The sequence below is a fragment of the Devosia sp. genome, assembly GCF_017744655.1.
In the GTDB taxonomy this organism is placed as follows: Bacteria; Pseudomonadota; Alphaproteobacteria; order Rhizobiales; family Devosiaceae; genus Devosia.
In genome coordinates, this window is sequence record NZ_JAGIAW010000014.1 from 245,242 (window position 1) to 263,747 (window position 18,506).

General features: G+C 56.3%; 13 protein-coding genes. 8 read left to right on the forward strand and 5 right to left on the reverse strand.

The annotated features are described in order from the left end of the window. Positions 1-7 precede the first annotated feature (7 nt). Entirely contained in the window at positions 8-2,773 is a 2,766-nt protein-coding gene (locus J7557_RS20795) for a PAS domain S-box protein (RefSeq protein ID WP_291422249.1), read from the forward strand. A gap of 13 nt (positions 2,774-2,786) precedes the next feature. Here J7557_RS20795 and J7557_RS20800 read toward each other — a convergent pair whose 3' ends face one another. Both J7557_RS20800 and J7557_RS20805 read right to left on the reverse strand, forming a co-directional pair. Further along, on the reverse strand, positions 2,787-3,491 hold the full coding sequence (locus tag J7557_RS20800) for a DnaJ domain-containing protein (RefSeq protein WP_291422251.1): 705 nt from the start codon (positions 3,489-3,491) through the stop codon (positions 2,787-2,789). Beyond that, positions 3,488-4,207: a VWA domain-containing protein gene (locus J7557_RS20805; RefSeq protein ID WP_291422253.1), complete on the reverse strand. Its 720-nt coding sequence runs from the start codon at positions 4,205-4,207 to the stop codon at positions 3,488-3,490. Before J7557_RS20805 ends, J7557_RS20800 begins: the two co-directional genes overlap by 4 nt. A 1,197-nt stretch (positions 4,208-5,404) precedes the next feature. On the opposite strand from J7557_RS20805, the gene J7557_RS20810 reads away from it, so the two are divergent. From J7557_RS20810 to J7557_RS20840, 7 genes are all read left to right on the forward strand, one after another. After that, a complete protein-coding gene (locus J7557_RS20810; protein WP_291422255.1) occupies positions 5,405-7,273 on the forward strand; it encodes a nucleoside-diphosphate sugar epimerase/dehydratase in 1,869 nt (622 codons plus the stop codon). 67 nt (positions 7,274-7,340) lie between these two features. Then, positions 7,341-8,525: a DegT/DnrJ/EryC1/StrS aminotransferase family protein gene (locus tag J7557_RS20815; protein ID WP_291422257.1), complete on the forward strand. Its 1,185-nt coding sequence runs from the start codon at positions 7,341-7,343 to the stop codon at positions 8,523-8,525. A 189-nt stretch (positions 8,526-8,714) separates the two neighbouring features. Further along, a complete protein-coding gene (locus J7557_RS20820; protein WP_291422259.1) occupies positions 8,715-10,844 on the forward strand; it encodes a bi-domain-containing oxidoreductase in 2,130 nt (709 codons plus the stop codon). Continuing rightward, the gene (locus J7557_RS20825; protein WP_291422261.1) at positions 10,841-12,664 is read left to right on the forward strand and encodes a heparinase II/III-family protein; all 1,824 of its coding nucleotides are present in this window, start codon (positions 10,841-10,843) and stop codon (positions 12,662-12,664) included. Before J7557_RS20820 ends, J7557_RS20825 begins: the two co-directional genes overlap by 4 nt. Beyond that, complete coding sequence (locus J7557_RS20830) at positions 12,661-13,881, forward strand: glycosyltransferase family 4 protein (RefSeq protein WP_291422263.1); 1,221 nt, start codon at positions 12,661-12,663, stop codon at positions 13,879-13,881. Before J7557_RS20825 ends, J7557_RS20830 begins: the two co-directional genes overlap by 4 nt. Further along, positions 13,878-14,477 (forward strand): sugar transferase, encoded by a 600-nt coding sequence (locus J7557_RS20835; RefSeq protein WP_291422264.1) that lies wholly within the window; start codon positions 13,878-13,880, stop codon positions 14,475-14,477. Before J7557_RS20830 ends, J7557_RS20835 begins: the two co-directional genes overlap by 4 nt. Positions 14,478-14,595: 118 nt before the next feature. Next, the gene (locus J7557_RS20840; protein WP_291422265.1) at positions 14,596-16,023 is read left to right on the forward strand and encodes a hypothetical protein; all 1,428 of its coding nucleotides are present in this window, start codon (positions 14,596-14,598) and stop codon (positions 16,021-16,023) included. 113 nt (positions 16,024-16,136) lie between these two features. Here the strand turns inward: J7557_RS20840 and J7557_RS20845 are convergent, their stop codons facing one another. Genes J7557_RS20845 through J7557_RS20855 form a run of 3 tightly spaced genes read right to left on the reverse strand, consistent with a single transcriptional unit; the run spans position 16,137 to position 18,487 of the window. Further along, on the reverse strand, positions 16,137-16,916 hold the full coding sequence (locus J7557_RS20845; protein ID WP_291422266.1) for a class I SAM-dependent methyltransferase: 780 nt from the start codon (positions 16,914-16,916) through the stop codon (positions 16,137-16,139). Beyond that, positions 16,897-18,018, reverse strand: coding sequence for a DegT/DnrJ/EryC1/StrS aminotransferase family protein (locus J7557_RS20850; protein ID WP_291422268.1), 1,122 nt, complete (start codon positions 18,016-18,018; stop codon positions 16,897-16,899). The genes J7557_RS20845 and J7557_RS20850 overlap by 20 nt, the downstream gene beginning before the upstream one ends. Positions 18,019-18,061: 43 nt before the next feature. Then, positions 18,062-18,487, reverse strand: a complete 426-nt coding sequence (locus tag J7557_RS20855) for a hypothetical protein (RefSeq protein ID WP_291422270.1) — start codon at positions 18,485-18,487, stop codon at positions 18,062-18,064. Between the last annotated feature and the right edge of the window lie 19 nt (positions 18,488-18,506).

An 18,506-nucleotide genomic window follows, 5' to 3' on the forward strand; every position in this document is an offset into this window, starting at 1 on the left:
AAGCATCATGGCACAGGCCATGCGAGAGCGGGACTGGACTGAGACCTCGCTTGGCGATCCCCGCGACTGGCCGGACGCTCTCAAAATACCGTTGCGCATGTTGCTGACCTCCCGCTTCGAGATGTGGCTCGGCTGGGGTCCGGATCTCATTTTCTTTTACAACGACGCGTATATTCCAACGCTTGGCATCAAGCATCCCAATATGCTTGGCCGCCCGTTTCGAGAGGTGTGGTCGGAGGTCTACGAGGACGTCGCCAATCAGGTCGAACTGGTAAAGGCGGGGACGGCCACCTGGAACAAAGCCCTGCTTTTGCTGTTGGAGCGCAGCGGATTTCCAGAGGAAACCTATCACAGTTTTTCCTATAGCCCGCTGTTCCAAGGCGATGGAAGCGTAGGAGGACTGCTCTGCGTCGTCACCGAGGAAACGGCGCGCATCATCAGCGAGCGTCGCCTTGAAACATTGCGGCAGCTTGGAAGCGGGCTTACGGCCGTCAGGGACAAGCCAGGCCTTCATGCCGCCGTTCAGTCGGCATTCTCTACAAACCGCCGAGACTTTCCCTTCGTGGAAATGCGCCTCGCTGACCAAGTGGCGGGCGCGGATGGTGTACCTGTCTTCGAGGGCGTGGTCGGGACGTCTCTTCGGGATGCCGAAGTCGCCGGCAAATACCTCGCTCTTCCGCCGGATCGCTCCTGGCCGACAGGCGACTGGGATCGACCACCGACCGAGGCGATTGCGATCGCCATTCCGGAATTAGGCACGGACAAGACCGCGGGCCTGCTGGTCTTGGGCCTGAATCCCTATCGGGCCCTCAACGATGACGTGCTGAATGTTGTTCGGCTTGCTGCTGCCCAGATCGCTGGCGCGCTTGCCAACGTCGTCACACTTGGCAATGAAAAGCGCCGGGCAGATCGCATCTGGAGCGTGTCGCGGGATTTGATCGTCGTCGTGGATTCCGAGGGTGTCTTTCGTTCCGTCAGTCCCTCCTGGACCCGCATCCTTGGTCATGCGCCACAACATATCGTCGGGCGCCACTTTAGCGACTTCATGCACCCTGAGGATATCGAGAGCAGCCTGGCAGCGCTGGCCAGGGCCGTCGGCGACGAGGAACTCGACAATTATGAGAACCGGTTTCGTGCCGTCGATGGCACCTATCATCGGATAGAGTGGCACACGACGCAGGAGGAAGGTCTGGTCTATGCCTATGGGCGAGACGTGACTGAGCGGCGGGCGGTCGAACAAGCGCTGAACGACAGCGAAAAGCAGTTCCGCCACCTTGTGCAGGGGGTCACCGACTACGCGATCTATATGATCGATCTGGAGGGCCGCGTTTCCAGCTGGAACGAAGGTGCTCGCAGGATCAAGGGCTACGAGCCCGAAGAAATCATCGGCAAGCACTTCTCGCGCTTCTATCGGGAAGAAGACCGGAACAATGGCGAACCGGCGAGGGCTCTCGAGACGGCACGCAGGGAAGGCCGGTTTAGCGCGGAAGGCTGGCGGGTACGGAAGGACGGCGACCTCTTCCGCGCCAGCGTGGTGATCGACGCCATCCGCGACGACGAGGGCCGGCCCATCGGCTTTGCCAAGATTACGCGCGACATTACGGAACGCGAGGCGACCCAGCGCGAACTGGAAGCTGCGCGCGAAGCTCTGTTCCAATCTCAAAAGATGGAGGCCATTGGCCAGCTCACCGGGGGCGTTGCCCATGACTTCAACAACCTGCTGATGGCAGTCATGAGCAGCCTTGAATTGCTGCAAAAGCATTTGCCGCCGGATCAGATGTCGCGAAGGCTGCTCGACAATGCGATTGAAGGCGCCAAGCGCGGCGCCACGTTGACCCAGCGCATGTTGGCTTTTGCGCGACGCCAGGACTTGCATCTCGATCAGGTCGACGTTGCCGGCCTTTTGGCCGGAATGAACGATCTGGTGCAAAGATCGATCGGACCGGAATGGCCGATCACCACCAACTTCCCGCTGAAATTGCCGGCAGTTCGGGTCGATGCCAATCAGCTCGAGATGTCCCTCCTCAATCTGATCGTCAACGCCCGCGACGCAACGCCGAATGGCGGACCCATCGTGATTTCCGCGGACCGCCGCCGGATCGAGAACGGGATGGGCGCGACCTTGGCCAGGGGCGACTACATTCGCCTGGCGGTTGAGGACAAGGGCAGTGGCATGGACGCCGAGACCTTGCGGCGCGCAACCGAGCCTTTCTTCACGACCAAGGGGGTCGGAAAGGGAACGGGTCTGGGTCTACCGATGGTGCATGGCATGGCGAAGCAATTAGGCGGAGACTTCGAGATCGAGAGCAAGCCGGGCCAAGGCACGAAGGCCATTCTTTGGCTGCCGATCGCCGAAGGCGAGGTTTCTCGTCCGGCGCCAACCGAGAACGATGCCGTCCAACCGCCGGTGCCACGGCTCACCGTGTTGGTGGCCGACGACGACGCTCTGGTGTTGATGAATACAACTGCCTTGCTGGAAGACCTCGGCCATGAGGTCGTCGAAGCCTATTCGGGCGGCGACGCGCTGAAGAAGTTCCGCGCCCGCAACGACATCGACCTCATTATTACCGATCAGGCAATGCCCAATATGACGGGCACACAGTTGATCAAAGCCATCGACGAGGACCGTCCGGGCATTCCGGCCATTATCGCCAGCGGATATGGCGAAGGCGTGGATTTACCCGGTAGGCGTGTAGAGCGGTTGGGCAAGCCGTTCGATCAGGTGCACCTTGCCAGATCCATTGCGCGGGCAATGGATCGCAGCCCGGCTTAGTGACAACGGGGTGTCAAAGCGCCTGCTTGAGCAGCAGGTCGCGCGCCTGGTTGATTTTGGCGGCAAGGTAGCTGGAGCCGCCGTGGTCGGGATGGACTGCCTTCATCAGATCGCGATGAGCGGCCCGGATTTCCTCATGGCCGGCGCCAGGCTTCAGGCCAAGCACGTCATAGGCCTCGGCGACGGGATCAGCCGCCGTGCCAGCGCTCGATTTTTCGCCCGCGTCCTGGCTGGCGAAATACTCCCGCCAACCGCTCCGATTGGCGTCAAGCCAGCTCTCGAGAAGCGTCAGGCTATCTGTGTCTTCTTCCACTTCGGCCAAGAGGAGCCGGGTATCCATCTCGCCGAGGTCCATCAGATCCATGCCGGCAAATTGGCCATTGAGCACCCGGCCGGAGACTGCACCGGTGTCGTGATCCAGTTCCATGGCGAAGCTGTGACTTTGCACCTTCGAGGTATTGCCTGCGCCCGTCGCCGGCCCGTCGAAGGAAAATGCCCCCAATCGGCCCGTGCGCAACACTGCAAAGGCGCCCGCACCGACAAAGAGAGCAAGATCAAATCGTCTGGCGAAGAGTAGACCCGCGGCGGCCAGAATGCCGAGCCCCCCAATCGCCCAGCGCAGGCCACGCCTTAATATCCGTCGATCCATCCGAAGCAGATAATTGCCGAGGGCGAGAGCGCCCAAAAGAGCCAGTGCCCCTAGAAAAATATAGGTCATGGCGGCAACTGAGCCAGCAATGCCTTGGCCTGGTAGCTGTCCTGCAGCTTCAGCATGTTCCTGCCGCCGCTGGCATAGACTGCGACCGCCTTGAGCAAAGCCGCTAATTCCTGTGGCGCTGAAGCATCAAAGCGGGCGTAGGCGCCCTTGCTTAACTTGGCAAAGCCGCGAAAGGCGGCCTCGACCGCGGCATCACGGCCTTCCTGGAAGACAAAAATGGGTAGACCGAGGAGCCCCAATTGCCCCGCTTGCTCAGACAGCAGATCGACATTTTCCTCCATCGCATCGCCAACATAGATCACCGCATTGATCCGCCGCTTCGCATGCTCTGCTCGCGCGTGAGAGAAGACTTTGGAAATCTGCGTATTCCCGCCACGGCAATCGATGCCGCCCATAAGCCTAGCCAAGGCATCGCCATCGATGACCCATTTGCTGGCCCTGCATTCGCCGAACCCACGGAAATAGAGCAATTGCACCTGCAAAGCGCTCTGTTTGGGGATGGCACGAAACATTTCCACCTGCAGCGAACAGGCAAGGTCCCATGTGGGCTGGCGGCTCATCGTCGCGTCAAGGGCAAACAACAGCCGCCCACCCTGCGCAGCATTGGCGCGAGCCAGCACGCCAACCCTTTTGACGAAAGCAGCGATATCGCCGCTCACCCTGCCCTTCTCGGGCAAGCCAGATGTTTCCCGCGCGTCGAGGTCTTTTTTCGCCATTGCTTCAATATGTGAGGCAAGGACAACGGCTGCAAGACCCGAGCCACCCAGGCAACGAACCTGTTTACGTCCGAGCAGCTCTATTCTGAATTGGATATTTGGCGCACCCGGCGAGATTCGAACTCACGACCTCTGCCTTCGGAGCGCAAAAAGACGTTATTTTACCACTTGGTTATATTTTTTAACATCATGAAATATAATGTATGTTATTATATAACGAAAGACGGTTTTGCCTCTCTTGGTACACTGTTTTGTCCCAAAATTGTCCCAAAACGTGACCTCTGCCTTTCCGGCAGTGGTTTTTTGAACGGGTTGGAAATCGCTATGTGCGAAGATGCGTGGCCTGTTCGTCAGCAGTACTTAGCAGTCGGCACGACCAATTAAGCGCAGGGACATTCCATGAGACATCCTGAACGGATTTCATCACGCGAGCTCGGAAACGGTGCATGTTGAGCCCAGAGCCGTTATCGCACATTCCCCGGCGAAGGGGCCATTGTGCGATCGATATGAGCCATTAACGCATAGAGGTGCCCGGGGAAACCTGTAGGGCTAGCTGTCGGCCGGTTGCACATCTCGACGCCGATGAAGCGCTTGGGCATCGAGGCGATCTATCGGCGGCCTGGTACCAGCAAGCCTGCGCCAGGCCACTGCCGAGATTCGTGCCCCGCTTGCGAATTCGGATTATCGACCTAGCCGCCCTCGTGTTATAGGACGGCCGCGAGCGCTGCCGAAATTCTGCCGCGGGCGCGCAAAATACCCTATCTAACCGCTTGTCTGAATTCCGTAAGAAATTGAAAAGTGACATTTATTATAGATAACGGACGACGCTTTTGTATGCCTTAGTACGGTGATTTGTCCCGATACCGTGCAAAATTCGGTAGTAGCTCACAGAGCAGTAGGTGATACTGGATGGTACCATTGTCGCCGGACAATGCCGCCGGATACAAAACCTTCGACACCGCAAAGGTAGCCTTCTCTGCGAAGTATCGAGGTCGGGAAATCAACCGATTTGGTCGGCAACCTGTCCATGCGAAAACACCCTGCTAGCTTTGCCGGAAGCACCACTACACCCGGTGCGTTCAAGATCACTTTGGTGAAACAAGCGGTAAGATCATAATAGTAGCCATTGATTCCGATCGAAGGCGAAGCGGCTCTTTGTTGCATATTGACGCGACTGCAATAGGTACTGGAATACGAATGTTGGATCGGCTGCGTTCCTCTATTTTGTCTTTGCCTCGCCGCTGGAAGCAGGCGGTATTGGTTATTTTTGATTGCTTGGTACTGTCGGTGTCTCTGTGGGCCAGCTTTTGCCTCCGATATGACAATTGGTACTCGCCACAAGGTATCGATCAGTGGATCATTATCCTTTTGGCGCCGGCAGTGGCCGTGCCGATTTTTATCCGCACGGGTCTTTATCGGGCAGTGGTGCGCTACCTGCCCGAAAGGGCAACCTGGAAAATATTGCAGGCCATGTTTCTGGCGACCGTCATCTGGGTAGTCGTCGTTTTTCTATCGGAGTTGGCGGGGCGGGTCGTCGTCCCCCGATCCGTTCCAATCATCTATTTTGGGCTCGGCACATTCATCGTCGCGGGCAGTCGTTTTCTGGCAAAATGGATATTTCTGCCGCGCAGTAGCCGACTTGGCGCTGAACACCGGGCCGTGCTCATCTATGGTGCGGGCGATGCAGGCATGCAGCTCTTGCAGTCGTTGCGCAGCACCCACCGAATTGCCGGGTTCTTGGACGACAACCCGAGCCTGCATCGCCGCGAGTTGGCTGGCGTAAAGATTTACCAGCCAAGTGCGCTGCACAACCTGATTACCGAGTATGGCGTGAAGGATGTCATTCTATCTATTCCGTCTCTATCTGCGCAGCGTCGAAAAGAGATCGTGAACTCGGTCAGCCAGTACGGCGTTAAAATCAGAGCATTGCCCTCAATAGTCGATCTGGTTACCGGAAAATATCTAGTCAGCCAGATCAAAGAAATTGACGTGATCGAATTGCTCGGTCGATCTTCCGTGCCCCCGGATCCCACTCTCATTCGGAATATGGTCGTGGGAAAATCCATTATGGTGACGGGGGCCGGAGGATCAATCGGCTCCGAACTCTGCAGAAAAATAGCGCGATGGAACCCGCACCGCCTGGTCCTGCTGGAAGCCAATGAGTTCGCGCTCTACAAGATAGAACAAGAACTGATGGCCATGTCGGATTTGGCCCTCGTGCCGGTCCTCAGTTCCGTAACGGATCGCGCGCGCGTCGATGAAGCCCTCAAGGATAACGAAGTCGACGTGGTGTTTCACGCCGCAGCGCACAAACATGTGCCGTTGGTGGAGGCGAACGCCCTGGAAGGCATCAGAAACAATGTTCTTGGCACCGCGGTCGTCACAGAAGCAGCCTATGCCTATGGCGTAGAGCACTTCGTACTGATTTCGACCGACAAAGCTGTGCGGCCAACAAACATCATGGGTGCAACAAAGCGATGGGCTGAGTTGATCGTCGGGCACTATGCGGCAAAGGCCAAAGCAGAAAACAGCGGCCAGCGCTTTTGTGCCGTTCGTTTCGGCAATGTGTTAGGCTCGAATGGCTCAGTGGTTCCGTTGTTCAAAAAGCAAATCGCCGAGGGCGGCCCGGTAACCATCACCGATTTGGCGATGACCCGATATTTCATGTCGATAGAGGAGGCCGCCGAGCTGATCGTTCAGGCGGGCGCGCTGTCAGAAGGCGGCGACGTCTTTCTGCTCGACATGGGCGAGCCGATGTTGATTTCGGACCTCGCCGAAAATATGATTCAGCTAGCTGGGTTTACGGTTAGAAACGAGAGCAACAAGGACGGCGATATCGAAATCGTCGTAACAGGGAAGCGTCCTGGTGAAAAACTTTACGAGGAACTGTTCTACAATGCCGCCTCCGCCGAGGTGACGGCCCACGCAAAAATCATGCGAGCCTCGCCCAGGGAGCAAAGTCTCGACATCGAGGAAACCGTCGGTCAGCTTCGCAAGATGATGCAGGCTCGCGACGAACAAGGTTCGCGCCGCCTACTCTTTGAGGTAATTGATAGAAGTATCTGACCCCAAAAGACCGTTACTGTTCACCATGCGAGCGCATCAACGCAGCGCACTAGATTGAGATCGACAAATGCTGGGAACGAACTTCTCGCCTTGGCCAAGCTATTCGCCTGACGAAGTCGAAGCTGTCAGCGAGGTCCTCCGATCCAACCGCGTAAATTACTGGACCGGAGACATCGCTCGTCACTTCGAAGAGGCGTTTGCCAGATGGGTCGGAACACCGCATGCGGTCGCACTTGCCAATGGAACGCTGGCACTCGACGTGGCCCTCAAAGCGCTCAATATCGGCCCCGGCGACGAGGTCATTACCACGTCCAGAACGTTCATCGCGTCAGCGTCGTCTATAGTCACCGCTGGCGCGACGCCGGTGTTCGCCGATGTTGACCGAGAAACACAAAACATTACTGGCCAGACGATTGCTGCCGTTCTGACGGAGCGAACCAAGGCGATCATATGCGTCCATCTGGCTGGTATGCCGTGTGATATGGACCCGATTATCGCCCTCGCAAAGGAACATGATCTCAAAGTCATCGAGGACTGCGCGCAGGCCCATGGCGCGCAGTACAAGGGTCGAAGCGTTGGATCGCTCGGCGATATCGGCGCTTGGTCCTTTTGTCAGGACAAGATCATGACGACTGGTGGTGAAGGAGGAATGGTCACGACCTCGGACCGGGAGCTGTGGTCGCTGATGTGGTCCTATAAGGACCACGGAAAAAGTTGGGACGCCGTCTACAACCGTCAGCATCCCCCTGGCGTTCGCTTCCTGCATGAGTCTTTTGGTACGAACTGGCGCATGCTCGAAATGCAGGCCGCAATCGGCCTCATCCAGTTAGCGCGTATGTCGGAATGGACAAGCCGGCGTGCCCATATCGCAGGCAGAATTGCCCAAGCCTGTGCTGGGCACGAAGGAGTCCGCGTGCCCAGTGTCCCCGAGTTTTCCACGCATGCCTGGTATCGCTTTTATTGTTTTGTGCGCCCTGAGAGTTTGTCAGACGGATGGACCCGCGACATGATTGTGGCAGAGATCAACGCAGCCGGTGTGCCATGCCTACATGGCTCTGCTTCAGAAGTGTATCTGGAAAAAGCATTCGATGGCACGGGGTGGCGTCCGCTGAATAGACTGCCGGTTGCGCGCGAACTCGGAGAAACGAGCCTGGCCTTTCTTGTTCATCCAACTCTCACGGATGCGGAGATAGAAAAGACCTGCCGGGTTGTTAACGACGTCTTGGGTCGCGCAACTCGTGGACAGGAATAAGTGCGTCCATACGTCGAACGCCCTATTTTGTTGGCGGGTGTGAGAAATGTCGTAACAGGACAGGCTTACCGCGCTTTGCGCTGAAGTGGCCGCAGAGGCTGAAGGATGGCGCATATGAGAATTAATTGGTAACCGCTTTGCGCGGGCTGTTTTACACCCGCAGCAATTTCTACTTTTCGAAGGCTGGCGATGCGGCAAATTATGCAAGACATGGGTTCTGGCGCAACTTATGTTGCCGATGCGCCGACCCCGATCGCCAATTCTGGCGGGATATTGGTCGAAACCACCACCAGTTTGATTTCCGCAGGGACCGAACGGATGCTTGTGGACTTCGGTCGGGCATCTTTGCTGCAAAAGGCACGCAAGCAGCCCGAGCGCGTTAAGCAAATGATCGAAAAGGCGCGTACGGACGGCGTACTCAATACCATTGACGCCGTGCGTTCGAAGCTCGCCCAACCGATTCCGCTCGGCTACTGCAATGTCGGTGTCGTCCGCAGTGTTGGACAGCGCGTCAGCGATCTGGCGCCGGGTGACCGTGTAGTATCAAACGGTCCACATGCTGATGTGGTCAATGTGCTTGAAAATCTGTGTGCGCGCATCCCGGACAATGTGGATGACGAGTCCGCAGCGTTTACCGTAGTAGCGTCTATCGGATTGCAAGGCATTCGCCTCGCCGAACCGACACTCGGCGAGGCGGTTGTCGTCATCGGGACTGGCCTTATCGGGCTGCTGACGGTTCAGTTGCTCCGCGCTCAAGGCTGCCGTGTACTGGCCGTTGATTTCGATCAGGCGAAACTCGACCTGGCCAAAACCTTTGGCGCCGAAATCTGCAACCCGGCCCTCGGGCACGACCCAGTTGCGGCCGGGATCGCCTTCAGCCGCGGCCGCGGAGCCGATGCCGTCATAATCACCGCATCGACATCAACCAGTGATCCGGTAACCCAGGCGGCAAAGATGAGCCGCAAGCGGGGGCGCATCGTTTTGGTGGGTGTGACGGGGCTCGAACTCAATCGCGCCGACTTCTACGAGAAAGAACTCTCGTTTTCCGTATCATGTTCCTACGGTCCAGGGCGATACGATCCATCCTACGAACAGGCGGGCAACGACTATCCGATCGGGTTCGTTCGCTGGACAGCGCAGCGCAATTTTGAAGCTATTCTGGACATGATGGGCGAAGGCGCACTCAACGTGCGCCCGCTGATTAGCCACAGGATCGCTTTCGAAGACGCCCCCTCCGCTTATGACACCCTTGCTGGCGACAAAGCGGCTTTGGGGCTCTTGCTGACTTATGGCAGCGGTCCGAAGGCCTCCTTCGAGCGCACACTGCCACTGGCACCGGAACGATCCGCGGCGACGGGCAGCGCCCAACTCGGTTTTATCGGAGCTGGCAATTATGCGTCACGCATGCTCATCCCGGCATTCCGAAAGGCTGGCGCACAGCTTTCCACCATAGTCGCCAATTCCGGCACCAGCAGTGTTGTGCACGGCCGCCCTGCCGGGTTTGCTCAAGCGTCGACAGATGTCGATGTCCTGCTGAAGGATAGCCAGACCAACGCGGTTGCGATCGTTACCCGGCACGACTCGCATGCCGATCTCGTGCAGAGAGCCCTGGCGGCCGGAAAGCATGTGTTTGTCGAAAAGCCCCTGGCGCTGACGTTGACCGATCTCGAAGCGGTTGAGAAAGCCTACGACCTGGCCGCAGACCGATTGCTGATGATCGGGTTCAACAGACGCTTCGCGCCGCATGTCGTCAAGATGAAGCAATTGCTGGACGGCATCCAGGAGCCGAAGTCTTTCATTTTCACCATGAACGCAGGTGCCATCCCCGCGAGCCATTGGACGCAGGATCTGCAAATCGGTGGCGGGCGAATTATCGGCGAAGCGTGTCATCATATCGACCTCATGCGCTTTCTCGCGGGTGCTCCAATCGTTTCGGTTACCGCACGGGGGATAGGTGCACCTGCGGGAGTGACACCGACCGAAGACAAGGCCGTCATCACCCTCGGCTTTGCCGACGGCTCTTTCGGTACTGTGAATTATTTGGCAAATGGCGCCGCAAGCTTCCCCAAAGAACGGATCGAGGCCTTCGCGGGCGGACGGATATTAGCTTTGGACAATTTCCGCTCCCTGAAGGGTTACGGCGTGCCCGGTTTTCGAAAGCTCGGCGCGTGGACGCAGGACAAGGGCCAGAACGGCTGCGCAGCAGCGTTCCTACGCGCCATCACAACCGGCGACCAGGCCCCAATCCCCGCCCAGGAAATCTTCGAAGTGACGCGTGTCACCATCGAAGCTGCCGAACAATTGCGCCAACAGAAGTGACCAGCCGGCAAAGCAAGATACGGACGCTGCTGGCGCTAGGGCCGGGGAACCTGCTACGGGTCGCTTCGTATCGGCTTGCGTTGCGTTATCCCAGAAGCTCAATTCGGCGTCTTCACGCACCGGTTCCCCAGGGGCCGTTCTTTTCGACGCCGATACTTCCCCACGCACCAGCACCAATCTCGACCGACTGGAACGACACCGCGACCTATTTTGGTCATCACGAATTTACCTTGGGGCATGCCGCGCCCGATTGGTTTACAAACCCGTTCAATGGTGCAAGCGTCAGCAACCCAGAGCGCCCGTGGTGGGCGATACCAGATTTCGATGCACGACTGGGCGATATCAAGACTGTTTGGGAAGCCTCGCGGATGGACTGGGTCGTCGTCTTCTCGCAACGGGCCGTTGCCGGTGACGTCGAAGCACTGCGAAAGCTCGAATGCTGGCTGGACAGCTGGATTTCAGCCAATCAACCCTATCGCGGACCAAACTGGAAATGCGGACAAGAGGCCTCCATACGTGTCATGCACATGGCGCTCGCGGCTTTGTTGCTTGGAACGGTGCAGACTGCCCAGAACGGCATTATTTCTCTCGTTGAGCTGCACCTGAAGCGCATTGCACCAACCATAAGCTACGCCCAGGCGCAAAACAACAATCACGGTACATCCGAAGCAGCGGCGCTTTTTATCGGCGGGAGTTGGCTGGATCGCCTAGGAAATGCCAACGGCGCAGCTTGGGCCCAGACCGGACGGCGCATGCTGGAAGAGCGCGTGCTGGCCCTGGTGGAGCACGATGGCTCATTCAGCCAGTATTCGACGAACTATCACCGCCTCATGCTGGACACTGTTTCGCTAGCCGAAGTTTGGCGACGACAGCTAAACCTAACGGACTTTTCGGACGCGCTGCGTGAGCGAGCCGCTGCGGCTGCCAAATGGTTGCGCGTTATGACGGCCGATGAGAATGGCGCGGCAGCAAACATAGGGGCAAACGACGGCGCACGCCTGCTCCCCCTCGGCCCTTCTCCCTATCACGACTTTCGTCCTTCGGTGCAATTGGCCAGCGTGCTGTTTGCAGGCCAGCGCAGCTATGCCGGTGAAGGCGACTGGAATCATTATGTGCAGTGGCTGGGCGTTACTTTGCCGACCACCACGCTCGAGCCAGAACGTAGTCGGCTGCTGGACGATGGTGGCTACGCTGCTCTCGTGACTGGCAATAGCCGCGCCTTGTTACGCTATCCTAGGTTCCGGTTTCGCCCCAGTCACGCGGACGCCCTACATGTCGATTTTTGGGTGGGCGGTCGCAATATTCTCCGAGATGGCGGGACCTTGACCTACAATGCTGCCAACGAAACGCTGGATAAATTCTCAGGCACCGAAGGGCATAACACCATTCAGTTTGACGGGCGCAACCAGATGACACGGATCAGCCGGTTTCTGTTTGCCGATTGGCTCCAAACCGAAAGCGTGACGTTTGACGCGAACCAACCTCTCGTGGAGGCGTCCTATCGCGATGCTTATGGTGTACGCCATTCGCGTTGCATGCGGCAGACAGGAATCGGGCAATTGGACATAACCGATATCGTTTCAGGGCCCTTCAAAGGCGCCTGCCTGCGATGGCGTCTGGAACCAGGCAACTGGGAGAAAACCGCCAACGGCGCACGTTCATCGCTTGGCGATATTGCTGTCATAGGGGATATGCCCATGGTCATCGAGTTGGCGACCGGGCTCGAATCCCGTCATTACCTCGCCCATTCGCACTTACCCGTTCTCGAAGTGCGTTTTGAGAAGTCTGGCACTATCTCCACCGAAGTGAGGGTGCGGTGAAAGTAATCTACTTCCATCAACATTTTTCGACCCCGGATGGTAGCGCCGGCCTGCGATCTTACGAGATGGCCAGAGCATTGATCAGACGCGGGCATCAGGTCACCATGGTGTGCGGCTCGTATAGCGCCGGTAAAACAGGCCTGAGCCAGCGCTTCAACAAGGGAGTACGTCGTGGTGTGGTCGATGGCATCGATGTCGTTGAACTTGACCTCAATTATTCCAATAGCGATGGTCTCCTAAAGCGAACTTGGACTTTTCTGAAATTTGCCGTGCGCAGCATCGGTCTGGCGCTTACAGAAAAGTATGATCTGGTCTTCGCCACGACCACGCCACTGACGGCCGGTATTCCCGGGATTTTTGCGCGGTGGCTACGCAGCAAGCCTTTCGTGTTCGAGGTCCGTGACCTGTGGCCGGAATTGCCCAAGGCTATGGGCGTCGTACACAATCCTCTGGTGCTTTGCGCGCTCGGGGCTCTCGAATGGCTCAGCTATCATTCGGCCCACAGGTTGATAGGGCTTTCCCCTGGAATTGTCGAAGGTATCTGCAATCGTGGCATAGACCCGCAACGGGTCACCGCCATCCCCAATGGTTGCGATCTCAACATTTTTTCGGTGCCTGTCGAGCCTTGGAGCCCCCCGGGCATCGCACCGCATGACCTGGTAGCCATTTTTGCCGGCACGCATGGGCAGGCCAACGGTCTCGATGCTGTGCTTGATGCAGCCGCCGAACTCAAAGCACGAGGGCATCAGGAAATAAAGCTCCTGCTGATCGGCAACGGCAAGCTCAAAGCAGGACTTGTATCGCGGGCTCGCCAAGAAGGTCTGTACAACGTAATTTTCTTGGATCCAGTCAACAAAGCCCGCCTGGCGCAGTTGATGGCTCGCAGCGACTTGGGTCTGCAGGTTCTTGCCGACGTTCCCGCCTTTTACTATGGCACTTCACCGAACAAGTTCTTCGACTACATCGCGGCCAGCAAGCCCGTCCTTAACAACTACCCTGGCTGGTTGGCCGAGCTGATTGAGGCAAACCAATGTGGATTTGTTGTCCCGCCAGGAAACGCTAAAGCGTTCGCGGATGCCCTTGAGTCGGCGGCAACTAATCCGGCCTCTCTCAAGGCTATGGGAGAACGTTCACTGGCTCTAGCCCGCGCAGAATTCGACCGACGTGAACTTGGCGAGCGTTGGGTCGACTGGATTGAAGGCACAGCAAAGCCATGAAACGCCTGTTTGACATTGTGATATCGGGGGCAGCGTTGGCTCTGCTGTCGCCCATTCTCGCTCTGCTCGCCTGGCAAGTCGCGTGCAACCTAGGCAGGCCCGTTTTATTTCGTCAGGTCCGACCTGGACTGAACGGCAAGGCTTTTGAAATGATCAAGTTTCGCACGATGCGTGATGCGGTCGATACGACTGGTAGCCCTCTACCGGACAGCGAGCGACTGACCGCGTTTGGTGCTCGTCTGCGCGCGCTAAGCCTCGATGAGCTGCCGGAGCTGTGGAATGTCCTGCGCGGCGAAATGAGCCTGGTCGGCCCTCGGCCACTGCTGATGGAGTACCTTCCCCTATATTCCAATGACCAAGCACGACGGCATCTGGTTCGCCCGGGTATTACCGGATGGGCTCAGGTCAATGGTCGTAATGCGATCAGCTGGGAGGAGAAATTCCAACTCGATACGTGGTACGTCGACAACCGCTCATTCTGGCTCGACCTCAAGATCCTGTTCCTGACCGTGCGGAAGGTGATTGCTCGCGAGGGCATCAACGCTGCCGGCGAAGCTACAATGACGCGGTTTGGAGGAACAAACGACGAGGCTTAGGCCATACGTTTGTCGCCATGCGCTGCTCCAATAGGTTGGTTAATCGACACACCAAAAAAATGAAGTGACGAATAATACAATACTTAGTCAAATAGCACCTACCTTGTAGGTGCATAATATGTCTATAAAATCAAGTTGGAGCATGATTCCGGTGATTGGCAATCAACTTTGTGTTATCGTCTATATTATAGTCAGCGTTCCACTTCTCGTTATATTCCCAACCTTGCATGCCATCTCTACAAACGCCGACCCATTCGTTTACGGAGGGCTTATTGCATGCTCCATTCTATTATTTATACTTCCGTGTTTGTATATTTCAAGCCAGGTTAGCAGCCGCTTTTTAGCGCCGATGGCAAAACCTTCGTCAAAATCACACCTGCCAATCATTCTATTCATCACCGGGGTGGCGATATATGCTATCGCTTTCAGTTACTTCACATTTTCTTACGATTTATTTTTTCGTCGAGTTGGTTTCGCCGGACTGGTAGAGCGGAGCATGCGTATCCCCTTCTATGGCCTGATCATTCATCGGTCATTTATGGAGAACGCGGTCACTCTGACTTGCGCGCTTGCGTTCCTTTTAGTTCTGACGCCGATGCCGCGTATCACCCGCGTATATGCCGCCTTCGTGTTGATCGCGACGTTTCTGCTTTATTCGAGCTTCGTGCTGTCCAATAACCGCTTCCAAAGCGGCATTCTCTTCGTCTGTATCTGCCTAGCCGTCGCCTATTCGTGGCCGAAAAAATGGAACCGATTTTACCTTGCTCTTGTTATCGGGGGCATTGCCGCACTGTCCGCATACAGTTTCAAAGTAACTGAGAATATTCGGACCGAGATTTATCTGTCGGGTCATGTGACCCCCATAGCGCTCAATCCGCTGCTGTCCACCAGGGACATCTATGAGGCGACGAAGTCATCTCTCGATGATGGCGAAGCAACCGATCTCATGAAACAACTCCGGCAGGCTGAAGCGAGTGGCATGCTTACAGATGGTCAAAACCCGGCCGTGGAAGACGTGCTCGCTGCGCAGATAGAGCGCCCATTGAAAGAACGACTAAACGGCCTTGATCTAATGGCTCAGATTACACGGCCAGCTTTTGAGAGAGGTTTTGGTTGGGGGCGTTTCTGGGTGCAGCCGATCAGCCTATACTACTACTATTTCGCTGATCAAGAAAAATTTCTTGAAATGAAGGAGGAACTACGAACCAACCCCAAGGTCTATATCGCATCGTTTTATCTTGGGAAGGAGATAGACGATATACCTTCGTCTATCCTGACCGACTCCTATGCCAATTTTTCGATTTTTGCTTTTCCTGCCGTTGCCATAATTATCGGCGTGCTGCTTGGGGGTGTGAATACTACTTTGCGCAGTACGACGTCTGCGGGAGCGGCGCTGCTCGCTTTTTTCGTTCTGGAAAAGGCGCTCTACGTAGAGAAAGAAATGTTCGCGCTAATAATTGATCTAGTAAAGTTCTCGCCGGTGCCTCTTGTCGCGGCCTGGTTGCTTTGGCATGTGCCGATAAAGCGCGATAACCAACCGCGCTGAGCAACGGTCTTAATAGATCCGCAAGGGCTGCAAGTGGCGGCGCATCCAGCTGCAGCGCTTTAAAAGAGGCGCAGCAGCCGTCTCAGACCTAGCTGCGGCGGGCCGGGACCCTATTATTGCGCCAGCCTGTAGCCAAACAGCGCACTCCACGTTTGAATAGACGGCGCCTTTTCCGTAAACCACTCCATCGCAAAGACGCGCGAGAACGCGGCCTGGCCCAGAAGCTCGTCGAGTTCGGCATCAAAGAAGCACCGCATTGGATGGCGTTCCTGAAACTGCTGCAGTCTGCCGGTGGCCCTATCTTTAACAAAGATGTCGTAGTTCACATCGATGACATTTCGATCATAGTGAAACTCAGGCTCGGCGATCCTCAGTATTTCCGCGTTTTCACCAATGAGGCGGCGCGTGCGAACATGAGGCTTCTGCGTATAAACCCCCGGCCCGTACCAGCAATCGAAGACCAACAGACCGCCAGGTTTCAGGACCGACTTGATATTGGACAAAGCCTGCTTGAATGCCCCATTGTCGGGCAGGTAACTCATGACGTCGAACAGCGAAATCACATGATCATAGCGGCTCGGTGCGGAAAAATCGCGCAAGTCTCCTACTGCAAATGACAGACGCGAAGCGATGTCATCCTCGAGCAGCGAGGAGCGCTCGTCCGCAACCCTAAGCATTTCGGGGCTCCGGTCTATGCCGTGCACAGTAAAACCCATTTGCGCGAAATGAGTTGCGTGAATTCCCGTCCCGCATCCCAACTCAAGCAAATGCTTATCACCAGCGCCGTATCGTTCGAGCAGTTTGGCTATGAACTGCGCTTCTTTTCCATATTTCTTCCCTTCGTAGAGAAGATCATAATAGGCTGAGTAAATATCAAAATTCTCGGATGACATCTTTGATTATCTGGCTGATTTCGGGAATATCATTGAGATTCATACCGAGCCCCGACGGGACGTAGAAGCCACGTTCAGCGAGCTTTTCGCTGTTGGGAAGACGCTGTGTCGCCAAACTTGGATATCGGTTGATCAGTGCCGGCTGCATATGCAGTGGATAAAAGAAATGCCGCGTGCCCACCCCATGTTTGCCGAGCGCCGCCATTACTTGCGATGCATCGGCATTGATCGTGTCTTCCAGCACAACCGCGTATACCCAGTAGATATTCTCCGCAAAGTCCGTTTGGGCAATCGGCAAACGAAGACCTTCGACATCCCCGAGAGCGTTGTTGTAGGCAGCACCGATCTTGCGCTTCAATTCGACATTTCGCGGCAGCTTCTCCATCTGCGCGCAACCCAAGGCCGCCTGCAGATTGGTCATGCGGTAGTTCCAGCCGAGCTCGGCATGGATATAGCGTCGCTGGCTGTCGAAGGCCAAGTTCCGCATGAAGCGAATACGCGCGATGATCTCGGGATCATCCGCGAGGATCATGCCGCCCTCGCCCGTCGTAACGTGCTTGTTGGGGTAAAAGCTAAATATGCTGATATCGCCGAAGCTACCGCATTGCTTGCCCCAGTAAGTCTGCCCAATCGCTTCCGCCGCATCTTCAATGACTTTCAAGCCATGGCGCCGCGCAAGGTCCAGTATCGGGTCCAGGTCGACGGGCAAGCCATAAATGTGTGGAACCAGAATGGCTTTTGTTTTGGGAGTGATTGCGGCTTCGATCAGCTCGACATTAGTGTTGAACGTATTTTCATCGACGTCGACGAAAACCGGAACAAGACCTAATTCCGGCAGCGCGCTCGCACAGGATATGATTGTGAAGGCAGGCATGATCACTTCCGACCCGGGCGGCAGCCGCAAAGCGTCAAAAGCGAGATGCAATGCCGCCGTTCCACTGGTCACAGCGACACTATGCGCCCTCCCCACATAGGCAGCGACGTCCCGCTCGAAGCGCTCGACAAATGGCCCTTCCGAGGAAATCCATCCAGTTTCGATGCATTCCTTCAAATAGTTTAGTTCGTTGCCATCAATGAGTGGCTGATTTACCGGATAAGGCACGACTTGGCTCCTTTACGCAGCAGGTGAATGCAGCGTCAGGGGATTATGACGGCGGAAGACAGCTCTTCGGGAAAATACGATACTTGTCGTTTTCAAAGCCACTATATGGTCCTTGCTTGATTTCGAAATAGCGCGTTCCAGCAGCAAACGTCAGTTCGTGCCCGCCTGTCATCTGGAGCAGTGCCATTTGCGCCGAGAGAGTTTCGCGGCCAATTTCAAGTTCCTGCTGATCGAAGAAAACAACGTCCAGCTGTCCCGACAGCAAAAAAATGAACTCCGCCGTCCCCTCGACCTGCCGCGTGACCGGCTTGTGAATATGGGCTGGCGACGTCCACTCCTGGGGACAATAGCCCACCCCAAATTGCATTGGAAATTCATGGGGCGTAGGGAAGCTCTTCGCGTCCACCACGTTGAGGTCGTAGATGTGCGCAACTACCTCATTGCCACTCTGAATAACCTTGGTCTGCATTAAACTGGCCTTCCACTCT

Bases quoted from the DNA above. Each gene is read 5' to 3' on its own strand.
- J7557_RS20795 (WP_291422249.1), top strand. From the start codon at position 8: ATGGCACAGGCCATGCGAGAGCGGGACTGGACTGAGACCTCGCTTGGC.
- J7557_RS20800 (WP_291422251.1), bottom strand. From the start codon at position 3,491: ATGACCTATATTTTTCTAGGGGCACTGGCTCTTTTGGGCGCTCTCGCC.
- J7557_RS20805 (WP_291422253.1), bottom strand. From the start codon at position 4,207: ATGGCGAAAAAAGACCTCGACGCGCGGGAAACATCTGGCTTGCCCGAG.
- J7557_RS20810 (WP_291422255.1), top strand. From the start codon at position 5,405: ATGTTGGATCGGCTGCGTTCCTCTATTTTGTCTTTGCCTCGCCGCTGG.
- J7557_RS20815 (WP_291422257.1), top strand. From the start codon at position 7,341: ATGCTGGGAACGAACTTCTCGCCTTGGCCAAGCTATTCGCCTGACGAA.
- J7557_RS20820 (WP_291422259.1), top strand. From the start codon at position 8,715: ATGCGGCAAATTATGCAAGACATGGGTTCTGGCGCAACTTATGTTGCC.
- J7557_RS20835 (WP_291422264.1), top strand. From the start codon at position 13,878: ATGAAACGCCTGTTTGACATTGTGATATCGGGGGCAGCGTTGGCTCTG.
- J7557_RS20840 (WP_291422265.1), top strand. From the start codon at position 14,596: ATGTCTATAAAATCAAGTTGGAGCATGATTCCGGTGATTGGCAATCAA.
- J7557_RS20845 (WP_291422266.1), bottom strand. From the start codon at position 16,916: ATGTCATCCGAGAATTTTGATATTTACTCAGCCTATTATGATCTTCTC.
- J7557_RS20855 (WP_291422270.1), bottom strand. From the start codon at position 18,487: ATGCAGACCAAGGTTATTCAGAGTGGCAATGAGGTAGTTGCGCACATC.